General features: G+C 40.0%; 11 protein-coding genes, 1 pseudogene and 1 other annotated feature. All 12 genes and pseudogenes read right to left on the bottom strand.

Going from position 1 to position 12,614, the window contains the following annotated elements; genetic code table 11:
- Positions 1-11: 11 nt before the first annotated feature.
- Positions 12-923 carry an aspartate carbamoyltransferase catalytic subunit gene (locus RCP16_RS03740; RefSeq protein ID WP_137220750.1) on the bottom strand — a complete coding sequence of 304 codons (912 nt, stop codon included), beginning with the start codon at positions 921-923 and terminating at the stop codon, positions 12-14.
- The gene (pyrR, locus tag RCP16_RS03735; RefSeq protein ID WP_069328963.1) at positions 920-1,483 is read right to left on the bottom strand and encodes a bifunctional pyr operon transcriptional regulator/uracil phosphoribosyltransferase PyrR; all 564 of its coding nucleotides are present in this window, start codon (positions 1,481-1,483) and stop codon (positions 920-922) included. The genes RCP16_RS03740 and pyrR overlap by 4 nt, the downstream gene beginning before the upstream one ends.
- Before the next feature lie 591 nt (positions 1,484-2,074).
- Positions 2,075-2,989 carry an RluA family pseudouridine synthase gene (locus RCP16_RS03730; protein WP_371748222.1) on the bottom strand — a complete coding sequence of 305 codons (915 nt, stop codon included), beginning with the start codon at positions 2,987-2,989 and terminating at the stop codon, positions 2,075-2,077.
- A 125-nt stretch (positions 2,990-3,114) separates the two neighbouring features.
- Positions 3,115-3,606 carry a signal peptidase II gene (gene lspA, locus RCP16_RS03725; protein WP_137220751.1) on the bottom strand — a complete coding sequence of 164 codons (492 nt, stop codon included), beginning with the start codon at positions 3,604-3,606 and terminating at the stop codon, positions 3,115-3,117.
- 216 nt (positions 3,607-3,822) lie between these two features.
- Positions 3,823-6,918 (bottom strand): isoleucine--tRNA ligase, encoded by a 3,096-nt coding sequence (gene ileS, locus RCP16_RS03720; protein WP_137220752.1) that lies wholly within the window; start codon positions 6,916-6,918, stop codon positions 3,823-3,825.
- An 81-nt stretch (positions 6,919-6,999) separates the two neighbouring features.
- Positions 7,000-7,302, bottom strand: a binding site (T-box leader).
- A gap of 199 nt (positions 7,303-7,501) precedes the next feature.
- Positions 7,502-8,005, bottom strand: a pseudogene (locus RCP16_RS03715) (DivIVA domain-containing protein); the annotation flags it as partial.
- Positions 8,006-8,164: 159 nt separating this feature from the next.
- Positions 8,165-8,947, bottom strand: a complete 783-nt coding sequence (locus tag RCP16_RS03710) for a YlmH family RNA-binding protein (protein WP_069328959.1) — start codon at positions 8,945-8,947, stop codon at positions 8,165-8,167.
- Positions 8,948-9,009: 62 nt separating this feature from the next.
- Entirely contained in the window at positions 9,010-9,282 is a 273-nt protein-coding gene (locus RCP16_RS03705; protein ID WP_371748221.1) for a YggT family protein, read from the bottom strand.
- A 4-nt stretch (positions 9,283-9,286) separates the two neighbouring features.
- Positions 9,287-9,736, bottom strand: coding sequence for a cell division protein SepF (locus RCP16_RS03700; RefSeq protein ID WP_069328958.1), 450 nt, complete (start codon positions 9,734-9,736; stop codon positions 9,287-9,289).
- 2 nt (positions 9,737-9,738) lie between these two features.
- On the bottom strand, positions 9,739-10,428 hold the full coding sequence (locus tag RCP16_RS03695) for a YggS family pyridoxal phosphate-dependent enzyme (protein WP_308642441.1): 690 nt from the start codon (positions 10,426-10,428) through the stop codon (positions 9,739-9,741).
- A 7-nt stretch (positions 10,429-10,435) separates the two neighbouring features.
- Complete coding sequence (gene pgeF, locus RCP16_RS03690) at positions 10,436-11,281, bottom strand: peptidoglycan editing factor PgeF (protein WP_308641696.1); 846 nt, start codon at positions 11,279-11,281, stop codon at positions 10,436-10,438.
- Between the two features lie 165 nt (positions 11,282-11,446).
- Entirely contained in the window at positions 11,447-12,601 is a 1,155-nt protein-coding gene (ftsZ, locus tag RCP16_RS03685) for a cell division protein FtsZ (RefSeq protein WP_069328956.1), read from the bottom strand.
- Between the last annotated feature and the right edge of the window lie 13 nt (positions 12,602-12,614).

The following is a 12,614-nucleotide window of genomic DNA, read 5'->3' as shown; positions in this document are numbered from 1 at the left end:
CATCGTAGTGCTTAGTTACGTAAGGCTCTTTCAATCACAGCCATCCGAATCGGTACACCATTTTGCATTTGTGGGAAAATTTTTGATTTAGGACTTTCCACCAGTGCATCATCGATCTCAACATTACGATTGACTGGAGCCGGGTGCATAATAATCGCATGCTTTTTCATCCGGGCAGCTCTTTCTTCGGTCAATCCATATTGTAGGCGATATTCTTCTGCTGACTTGAGCATGCCTACTGCATGGCGTTCAAGTTGTACTCTTAACATCATCACTACATCTGCTTGCAATGCTTCTTCCATACTGATATAAGAAACATCTCCCATATCATCGGCACGCATATTGTTCGGTGCGCAGAAGCTTACTTTGGCACCCATTGTCTGCAATGCCCATAGATTCGAGCGAGCGACACGGCTGTGTAAGATGTCTCCAACAATTGCTACATGCAGACCCTTTAATTCGCCAAACTCTTGTCGCATAGTATACAGATCAAGCAATCCTTGTGTTGGATGCTCATTGTTACCATCGCCTGCATTAATAAGCGGTACATTTACTTTCTCTGCTAATTCTTGCAACACTCCTGAAGGTTTCAATCGAATAATTCCTGCATCGATACCCATACTCTCAAGTGTGCGAACTGTATCGTAGATAGATTCACCTTTTTCAACACTGGAGACTGCCGAAGTAAAGTTAAGTACTTCTGCACCAAGCCTTTTCTCAGCCATTTCGAAAGAGAATCGTGTACGTGTACTATTTTCAAAAAACATATTTGCGACAAAGCGTGATTGCAAAACAGATACTTGTTTCTCTGTATGTGCATCCCAATACGCAGCACGATCAAGTATAGACACTAACTCCGGTTGACTCATACCTTTGAGACCGAGTAGACTGCGTTGTTTCACTGTAGTGTTGGTCATAATCATGCAGTCACCTCACGATGTTGCATAATATTCACTTGATCACTACCGTCGATTTCGCTAAGTCGTACTTCAATCTCTTCTAATTTAGAAGTCGGTACATTTTTGCCAATGTAATCCGGGCGGATCGGAAGTTCACGATGTCCACGATCTGCCAGTACAGCCAGTTGAATCATTTCAGGTCGTCCACAATCCATTAGTGCATCCATTGCCGCTCTAATTGTTCTACCTGTGTAAAGTACATCATCGAACAAAATAATTTTTTTGTTGCGAATGCTTAGATTCGCTGGTGTAAGCATCGTGCTACTATTGATATCTGTAGGACGTCCATTGTCTTGGTCATCACGATATCCTGTAATATCTAGCTCTCCACAAGGAACAGGTTTGCCTTCAATTTCTTGAATACGCTCTGCAATCCGTTGTGCCAGGTAAATACCACGTGTACGAATACCGACCAGAATACAATCTTCAATCCCTTTATTTTTCTCCAAAATCTCATGTGCAATACGTGTAAGTGCGCGGCGGATTGCTGTCTCATCCATGATAATGCGAGTCTCTGTATTCATTATCGTTAGCCTCCTCAGGTTGTGTACACCCTGGGCCCCGTGGTCAACATCATAACGCGTGTCTGGTCATACTTGATTTCCTGACTAGATTGCACGTTCTAAGACAGGGTATAAAAAAGACTCCCTGCCCTAAAACGGCAAGGAGTCTGTAGTCATAGACACACGTCATGACAGTCATACTCAGACGCACTGTAGTATGCACCACTCCACACAGAGGGTGTCCTACAGTGAACATCGTTCACGTTACCTTGCCAGTCTCACGGGACTGAATTAAAGGTGCTTATTCATCTGAAATGAATTATGACAGAAACTTGAGTCACTGTCAACCGCACAACTTACCGTGGGATGATGAAGAAATCATTATATAGTTGTAAAAGGATTATCACACTTCGTTTTAATAATCATAATTATACAATATATACGAATAAATATCCACAATTATAAGTAAAAATATCATTTTAATCGATTTTTATTCATTATTTATTCATGATGCTCCATTACATTTTTCTATTGAATTAGTTGTCGATAGGATATAGACATAAAAAAGAAGCCATTCTAGTGATAGAATGACTTCTTTGACTTATTCATGGCTTAACGATTACGTAGTGAAAACAACACTTGTTCAAGATCATCAGGGATCGGTGCTTGGAATTCTAAATATTCACCTGTTGTAGGATGAACAAACCCAAGTACTGCTGCATGTAATGCTTGCCCATCCAGTGTGGATGTCTTGGCTCTTACACGTCCATACATCGGATCTGCCACTAGCGGATGATCGATAAATTTCATATGCACACGAATTTGATGTGTACGTCCTGTCTCAAGGCGAAGTTCGACTAATGTAAAATCACCAAAACGCTCTGTTACTACAAAATGGGTCACTGCATGCTTGCTGTTCTTCTCCGTAACCGTAAACATTTTACGATTCTGTGGAGAACGACCGATCGGTGCATCTATTGTTCCTTGATCATGATCTACATTACCATGAACAAGCGCTATATATTTGCGGGTAACCGTATGATTTTTGAGCTGTTCTGATAATGAAGCATGAGCTTTATCATTTTTGGCAGCCATCAATAATCCTGTTGTATCTTTATCAATACGATGTACGATACCCGGACGCACTTCGCCATTGATCCCTGATAAGTCTTTGCAATGATACATCAAAGCATTAACCAGTGTATCGGAAGAATGACCGACAGCAGGATGGACAACCATACCACGAGGCTTATTAATCACGATTACATCTGAATCTTCATAGACGATCTCAAGCGGAATATCTTGTGCTTCGATTTCTACAGTAGATAGACTTGGAAGTTGAACGATAACCTGTTCATTTTCTATCAATTTATGATTCGCTTTAATAACTTTGCCATCTACAGTCACTAAGCCATCTGTGATCCACTGTTGTACTTGAGAACGTGAGAAACCTTCTGGCAATAAGTCTGTAATGTATTTATCAATACGAGTTTTGGCATCTTCAGCATCGATTGTCCATTCCATCATTTGTCCAGTGTTTACTTCTGCCTCATCATCACCGATTTCTTCAACATGTTCCAGATCAGGCATATCCTGCTCTACCGACTGTGTATCTTGAACTTCATTTAACTCTGATTTGTCTTGCTTACTCACTAAACATTCTCCTCTTCATGACCGGCAGCTTGTTTCTTCTGACGGCTCATATCCAGCAGTGCGTCTATAATAATCAATGCCACCCCAACCACAATACAAGAATCGGCTACATTGAAAATCGGAAACGTATAACTACCGAAGTTAAATTGTAAAAAGTCTACGACTTCTCCCATACGTGCACGATCAATAAAGTTACCAATTGCTCCACCTAAAACAAGTGACAAAGCAACAGGCAATAATTTATCCGGTTGTGATTTTACTTTTTGGATATACCATATAATCGCAACAACGACTATTAAAGTAACAACGACAAAAAACCAGCGTTGATTTTGCAAAATACCAAAAGCAGCACCTTGATTACGGTGGGAAGTAATCAAAAAGAAATTGCCGATCACTGAAATCTGATCTCCTCGTTCCATCCCAGTAGCGATCCAGTATTTGGTTAACTGATCTACAATAATCGCTATAATTGCAATCACATAATATATCACAATAATCCTCCACCCTATTGATATCTTATCCATGTGCTTCGTCCAATACTACCACTAAACACAGCTTTGTTTATTGTAGCACAGCCTAGAATCAGTCGTCTATTGAGAAGCCTGATAATAAAAAGCATGAGTATCATTTCACTACTTTAAAAGTAGATTAATGATGCTCATGCGTATTGAATATATAACCTAGCATGTGATTCGTATAGCCGTTATTTAAGAAATACGGATACCTACATTTTGACCCATTAATTCAACTTGTTCCATGCCTTCTTCTCTAGCAAACGATACATCATTAACCAATACATTTTCACGAAGGACATGATCAAATGTTTGGATTGCTTGACGAAGATCATCATTCACAGACAATGTTAAATTGACATATTTCTCGATAGGTAAATCTAATTTTTTACGATAGTCTTGGACAGCACGTACAATCTCACGTACCCATCCTTCTTGCTCTAGTTCAGGTGTTACATCTGTATTGAGTGCCACCGTTAGACCATAACCAGATGCAGAAGCAAAACCAGACTTCGCTTTTTTCTCAACTAATAGTTCTTCGTTCGTCACTTGTAATTCTTCGCCTTCTGGAGAAAGAATATGCAAGAAGCCATCTTCAACCACTTTACGCGTTTCTTCTACAGCCATGCCTTTGAAGAAGTTTTGCAAGAAACCTACGTTTTTACCGTATTTCTTACCAGCAACTTTAAGATTTAATTTAAGAGTGAAGTCAACAAATCCAGAATCATCGGTCTCCGTATGGATACCTTTGACATTGATCTCATCTTTGATGATCTCTTCATAACTATTCAAATCAAAATCTTTGTCCAATGAAACGATCAGCTCAGATAGCGGTTGACGTGTTTTAAGCCCTGTTTCGTTACGTACATTACGTGCTAATTCAACAATACGACGAGCTGTTTCCATATCACGTTCTAGCTCAAGGTCGATCAGATCTTCATTGGCAACAGGATAATCATCCATATGCACACTTTCACCACTGCTTAGGTTTAGATAGATATCTTCAGCTAGCATAGGTGTAAATGGTGCAATCAATTTGGCTGTTGTTAATAATACTTCTGTTAATGTGCGGTAAGCATCTAATTTATCTTCAGTTAGACCACTACCCCAGAAACGGTCACGCGAACGACGGATATACCAGTTACTGAGTTCATCAACAAAAGCTTCGATCGCTTTGGAAGCATTTAAGAAGTCGTTAACAGCTAATCCTTTTTCTACTTGTTTGATTAAACTGTTCAGACGAGATAGAATCCAACGATCCAATTTATGTGCTGACGGTTGGAAAGGATGTTCTGCTGGATCGAATCCATCAATCGTTGCATACAATGTCATAAAGGCATGTGTATTCACAAGAGTATCAACCATTTTAGATTTGGCTTCGCCGACAATACCTTTAGAGAAACGTTTGCTATTCCATGGTGCACTATCGGATAACAATGCCCAACGGAACGCATCTGTTCCATACTCATCAATGACTTCCCACGGATCAATAACATTACCTTTAGACTTGGACATTTTCTGTCCTTGTTCATCCAAGACATGACCTGTCGCCATAACAGCTTTGTAAGGTGCTTTGCCTGTGATTAACGTAGACACTGCTAATAGACTGTAGAACCAACCACGAGTCTGATCGATACCTTCACAGATCATATCTGCCGGGAACTGTTCTTGGAACGTATCTTGATTTTCAAAAGGATAATGTTGTTGAGCAAAAGGCATGGAACCACTATCGAACCATACGTCGATCACTTCAGGTGTACGAATCATTTCATATTGACCACATGAACTGCGTACTTTGATATCATCTACATACGGTTTGTGTAGTTCAATATTTTCAGGAACATCACCAATCGCACGCGCGCGAAGTTCAGCGATACTATGTGGCGCAAATTGTTCACCTGTCTCTGCACAGACCCATACGTTAAGCGGTGTACCCCAGTAACGATCACGACTGATATTCCAGTCTACTAAGTCTTCCAAAAATTTACCAAAGCGTCCATCACGTATATGCCCTGGATACCAATCCACTTCTTTATTGTTAGCGATCAGTTGTTCTTTGACTGCTGTCGTTTGGATAAACCAGCTGTCCATTGCATAGTATAGAAGTGGTGTATCACAACGCCAGCAGAATGGATACGTATGCTCATATTTTTCTTTGCTGAACAAACGATCTTTTTCAGACAACAAACGCACGATATCAATATCACAATCTTTAACAAAACGACCTGCAAAATCAGTTACTTCTGCTACAAATTTACCTTCTAAATCCACCATATTCACAAAGCTGATTCCATTTTCACGGCAGACACGATAATCATCTTCACCATGAGCAGGCGCCATATGAACAATACCTGTACCACTTGCATCGGTAACAAAATCTGCACCTAAAATGATATTAGCTTTTTCTGCTGTAAAATAGTTAAAAGGCGGCGCATAGGTTTTGCCTACTAATTCTGCACCTTTTAATGTACTAAGCACTTTATATTCGCCTTTACCATCTTTCATCACATCGTCTACCAGATTTTTGGCAACGATATAGACGCTTCCATCTTGACTCACACGTACATAATCCATATCTGGATTAACAGCTAATGCTACGTGAGAAGGTAATGTCCAAGGTGTAGTTGTCCAAGCTAGAACATATTCACCACTATCATCTAATTTGAATTTTGCGGTTGCGCTCAAATCTTTGACATCTTTATATCCTTGAGCCACTTCATGAGAACTTAGTGTCGTCTGACAATCAGGACAATATGGACTTACACGGTGCCCACGATACAATAGACCTTTGTCATGAATCGTCGCTAGATTGTTCCATACACTTTCGATATAGTTATTTTCAAGCGTTACGTATGGATGATCTAGATCTGTCCAGTACCCAATAGCAGATGTAAGATCACGCCATTGTTGCTCATATTCAAATACACTTGCTTTACACTCTTGAATAAATTTCTCTACACCGTACTCTTCAATCTCAGGTTTGTGAGAGATGCCTAATTTTTTCTGTACACCAAGTTCTACAGGAAGACCATGCGTATCCCAACCTGCTTTACGAACAACACGGTATCCTTTCATCGTCTGGTAACGACCTACAAAATCTTTGATAACACGTCCAAGAACGTGACCGATATGAGGCTTACCATTAGCTGTTGGTGGACCTTCATAAAAAACAAAGTTAGGTTTGCCTTCACGATTCTGAATAGAACGTTGGAATGTATTTTCCTCATTCCATTTATTTAAAATCCGTAAATCACGTGTACGTGCTTTTTCTTTGACATCTACTCTTTGCATGATTTTGTCATCCTTCCCCATCTACAGATATTTAATACGTTATAACTATTCATTGTGAAAACATCAAAAAACCCCATCCCAGAAAGGGACGAGGTTGCTCGCGTTACCACCCTTGTTTCACTTCAATCCTTCATCGTACCTACTCAAACGAAAACCAGTTATAGATACTGTTTTCCTTTGGGTACAAGGTGAAGTGACACCTTAGATCCGCACAAATGATGCGGTGCCTCTGTAACGGTTGGCAATCCGGCTCGGCTTACTGCATTATGGTTCAGCCTCGCTTCTCCAGGGGGATATTCTATCATACGATGTTCATTGGCTTGCACCAACCGCCAACTCTCTGTGAACACATGTATGATGTACTGACCCTATCAACGAATGGTGATGTTCATATTTATATTCGTCTACACGAACAAATCGAAATAAGTTATAAAATATTTATAGCGCTTTAGGCTTTAAATGTCAACTTACAACATTGATCTTAATACAAATCGCCTGAACTGTGCTGTTCTTCATTATCGCGATCTCGTTCACGATCTCTGTCTCTATCGCGGTCACGGTCGCGATCTTCTAGACGATCTCTTTCACGATCACGTTCATTGCTTGTACGTTGCAGTTCACGCGTTTGATTTTCCAAAGCATCCCATCCATCTTGACTAAGTAGCTCTAATTGAGCTTCTACCAATGTACGGAAACGTGTGCGGTAAATAGAAGCTTGTTTTTTGAGCTCTTCTACTTCCATCGACACTTTGCGTGATTTGGATAATGACTCATTGATAATACGATCCGCATTTTTCTCGGATTCTTTAATAATCAATTGAGCTTCTTTTTTCGCATTATTACGAACTTCATCGGCAGCTTCTTGAGCAACGATAATCGTTTTACTCAATGTATCTTCCAGATTCGCAAAATGATCGAGACGTTCCTGAATAGACATTAACTGACTTTGCAGTTCTTTGTTTTCACGGATCGCTCCCTCATAATCCTTGATCACCTGATCTAGGAATTCATTTACTTCGTCTTCATCATAACCACGCAAACGACGCGAGAATTCCTTATTATGTATATCAAGCGGGGTTAATGGCATGTTGGACACCTCCTGTAATGTTTAGGCCGTTGAATTGCCTCGTTACTGCTATGATACTTCATTTCGACGCATAAGGATATATCCCTGCCAAAGACACTACAAAATAAATAAATTTGCTATATAAAGAATACATTTAATCCCGGTGTGTTCTATTCTTTATCAAACAAATTTACCTACTTTGACTCGGTATCTTCCTTTTTTTGTAATTCCATCCATCTCTAATACTTTAAAACGACCTAATCCTTGAATAGAGATCATATCACCTTGTTGCAAAGCATAAGAAGGATTTTCTTCCACTTTCCAATTGACACGACAACGTCCTGCTTTGATCGGGACTAGAATTTTACTACGACTCATCCGATAGACATCGCTTGCTATCCCATCCAAACGTAGAGAAGCTACGGTTAGCTCCATCGACTGCAATTCTGGAGTAGCCACTTGCAAATCGGTAATCGGTAAAATCTCAGTCATCACATGAAGACGATGCACTTGGGTTAAATTTAGATGCAAATAAGAAGCAATCTCAGACGACACCACTGTATGACAACCATCCGCCAATGCGTGGATATCTCCAATCTTACCTCGTTTCATACCCAGTCCTAAAATAGAACCCATATAATCACCATGCTCCAGATCAGCGAACTTGCGTCCTTCTGGTGTGATCGATAATACTGATAAATTCATATCTTCGTTGTCTAAATCCATATAATCTGGTCCAATAAGAGCACGCTTCCGTTCAGAATGTTCTGATCCTCCATCCAATCGGATATGCACATCTAGATTACGAGCAGCGAGAATATGGAGAATATAAGCCTGACGTGGATCCAAAAAATCGGTCAGCTTTAGCTCATGATAACGGGCTGCGTTATCGATCCACTCCGCAGCCCGTTCCACAAACTCTCGCTCATCTGGATGAAAATGATGATAAATATTGCTTTGCATGATGTTGTTCATACCTTTCATATTTAGAGCAAGTGTAATTTTTTTGTTACATCATTATTAAATTAGTAGATAAGACTTCTCAATAAAAATATTAATCCACTAAATGCTAATTGTAGTACGAATAATGCTACAATCGGAGATATATCAATGGCTCCCATAATTGGTGGTATAAAGCGACGGAAAGGAGCAAGATAAGGTTCTACTAATCGTGCTAGAATTTGCCCGAAAGAACTTTCACGCGCGCTAGGCAACCAAGAAAGTAAAATATAAATAATGATCATATACGTATAAATTCGATATAAAGCATTTAACACTGCAAAAGCTGTTTCCAAAATTGCGTCACCTCGTCTTGTTATATTCGTAATCTTCGCCTAAGATTTCAGCGATAGTGCCTTCAATTTCGACGGTATCCGGTGTACACAGAAAAATGTTGCCCCCGATTTTTGAAATACTGCCTCCAAGTGCATAAACGGTTCCGCTCATAAAATCAATAATACGTGTCGCTTGATCGATACGAACACGTTGTAAATTGACAATAACTGAACGATGAGAACGCAAATGGTCTGCAATATCTTGAGCTTCATCATAACTACGAGGCTCATTCAAAATCACTTTCACATTTTTCTGAGAATGAATACTAACGACATTACTGGCTCTATTGTTCTTACGTAATTCTGTGCCAGAGGTTTCACGAGGTTCTTCATCATCATCCATAATCTGTTCGCGCTCAACAATTTCCTCTTCTTCTTGAAGTCCTAAGAAGTTCATAAAGCGATTCATTACACCCATCGTTAATCCTCCTCTTTACCTACTAATATGGAGCCAAGTCGCACAAATGTGGCGCCTTCTTCAATCGCAATTTCAAAATCACCCGACATGCCCATAGATAAATGTGTAAGTGGATTTTTCGTTAATCCACGATTATTAATATCATCTCTTAATTCACGAAGTCCTCGGAATACAGGACGTGTCATTTCGGCATGATCTACTTCTGGAGCCATCGTCATCAAACCTACTACTTCTAGATTAGAGAAGGCAGATATTTGTTCAAAAAAGGAATCTACTTGTTCTGGTGGCAATCCGTATTTGGATTCTTCACCAGAGATATTTACTTGTACCAATACTTTAACACGAATATCCATTGAACTCGCTTTTTTTTGTATTTCTTTTGCTAACGACAAGCGATCCAGTGAATGAATATATTCAAATTTGCCAATCACATCTTTGACTTTATTCGTTTGCAAATGACCGATAAAATGCCATATGCCACGTTCGTGTAATTGATTCCATTTATCTTCAGCATTTTGCCAGCGATTTTCGCCTAGATGCAAAAGCCCTGCATCTAACACTTGAGCCGTTTTGGCAACAGAGACATATTTAGTGACTGCTACAAGTTGAATCTCTTCACGCTTGCGTCCACTTCGTTTACATACTTCTTCAATACGCTGTTCTACATGCTCTATTCGATCTTGTAATCCCAACTGCATTTCACTCCGTTTCTATACCTATCCAACTCGCCATTCTGCCGGTTACTCCTCCGTCAGCCCGATACGAGAAAAATAGATCGTGGTTACGGTAAGTACACCAATTACTCATTTCGATATGTTCAGCAGGTATTCCTGCAAAAATCATGAATTGTCGATTTAATTGTTTGAGGTCTAGCCAAGTTTTACCATTATCGCCCGGACGGGCATAAAGAGGTTGTTCACCATTACCCATTAACTTGCTTTCCCAAACGTTTACGGCATCCATGACTTTATGGTCGACTTCATAACTTTCTCCACCGATAGAAGGACCAATAGCCGTATGGATATCTGATATAACACTCCCATACTGCGTTCTCATCGTTTCAATCATTTCGCCTGCAATGTTAGCTACTGTTCCTTTCCAACCTGCATGAGCAAGCCCTACAACTTGTCGAACAGGATCTATAAAATACAGCGGTACACAATCTGCATAAAAAGAAGTTAACAAGATACCTGGTACGTTAGTGATTAATCCATCTGTATTTTGAAAAGCACTTTCACGATCAAGCCAGCCTTTACCTGCATGTTCTGCTGTAACGATCTCTATATGATTACTATGTACCTGTTCTCCCGATACCCAGTGAGTATACTCAAACTTTAATTCATCGCATAACAACTTCCGATTTTGCAACACATCTTCTGGTTGATCATTCACATGATAAGCCAGATTAAATGAATCATAAGGCGATTGACTGACTCCACCTTTGCGTCCTGTAAATCCTGCTGTAATTCCATGACTATATGCAGAAGTATCTAACTCAAATAATTCAGGTCCGCTACTTATCGTACGGCTTACAAACTTCTCCATGTATACACCTCATATTAAACAAAATATTTTAAAGGTATTTGACTATACCTATACCTTTATCTTACTTAGATCATACCATTATTCAACTCAATATATAATCAAATGAAAAAGACCTGTTTTCCGTAGAAAACAAGCCCCTCGCATAAATCATTATATTGCTAGTACCTAATCGTTTTTGTGACGAGAACGATTGCGTAGGAATGTTGGAATATCCAACTGATCTCCACTAGGTTGTGTAGTATTTGTATTGTTGTACGGACGCGATGTCGGCGCTTTGTCTTTGTCTTCTACATTGTTGGTTGGTGCTGGTGTAGATTCATCGACAGGCTGAGACGGACGACGTACTGGTGGCAATGGTTGTGCCGGTTTGTGTTCAAATCCTGTTGCGATAACAGTGACTTTGATCTCTTCTTTCAGATCTTCATCAATAATCGCACCAAAGATCATATTCACTTCTGGATCTGATGCTGAAATTACGATTTCTGCTGCTTCGTTAACTTCATACAATGAAAGGTTGTTACCGCCTGTAATGTTCATAATCACACCACGTGCACCTTCAATGGAAGTTTCAAGTAACGGACTCATAATCGCTTTACGTGCTGCTTCTGCTGCACGGTTCTCCCCTGTTGCTTCACCAATACCCATCAATGCTGAACCACGCTCAGTCATGATTGTTTTTACATCGGCAAAGTCAAGGTTAATGAGTCCTGGTACTGCGATCAGATCCGAAATACCTTGTACAGCTTGACGCAATACATTATCAGCTTCACGGAACGCTTCTAACATAGGTGTCTTTTTGTCAACAATTTCAAGCAAGCGATCATTAGGAATAACGATCAATGTATCTACTTTTTCTTTCAATCCTTCAATACCTAGCTCTGCTTGTGAAAAACGCTTGCGTCCTTCAAAAGTAAATGGACGAGTGACTACACCGACTGTCAATGCGCCACATTCTCTAGCGATCTCAGCAATAACAGGTGCAGCACCTGTTCCTGTTCCGCCACCCATACCTGCAGTAACGAATACCATATCAGCACCTTTAAGAGTGCTCATGATCAGGTCACGAGATTCTTCAGCTGCTTTTTTACCTACATCTGGATTAGCTCCTGCACCCAAACCGCGCGTCAATTTATCACCGATTTGCAATTTGTGTTCAGATTTAGCTAAATGCAATGCTTGAGCATCTGTATTAACCGTTATAAATTCCACGCCTTGAACACCATTCTCAATCATACGGTTAACAGCATTGCTTCCGCCGCCACCTACACCGATGACTTTGATCTGGGCTAGGCTTTCCATTTCGAAATCAAATTCTAACATACTTTCCCATCTC

It is taken from the genome of Paenibacillus nuruki, from assembly GCF_963311185.1.
GTDB lineage: Bacteria > Bacillota > Bacilli > Paenibacillales > Paenibacillaceae > Saccharibacillus > Saccharibacillus nuruki.
Note: the sequence above shows the minus strand (reverse complement) of the source record. Positions and strands in the feature narration are given on the sequence as shown.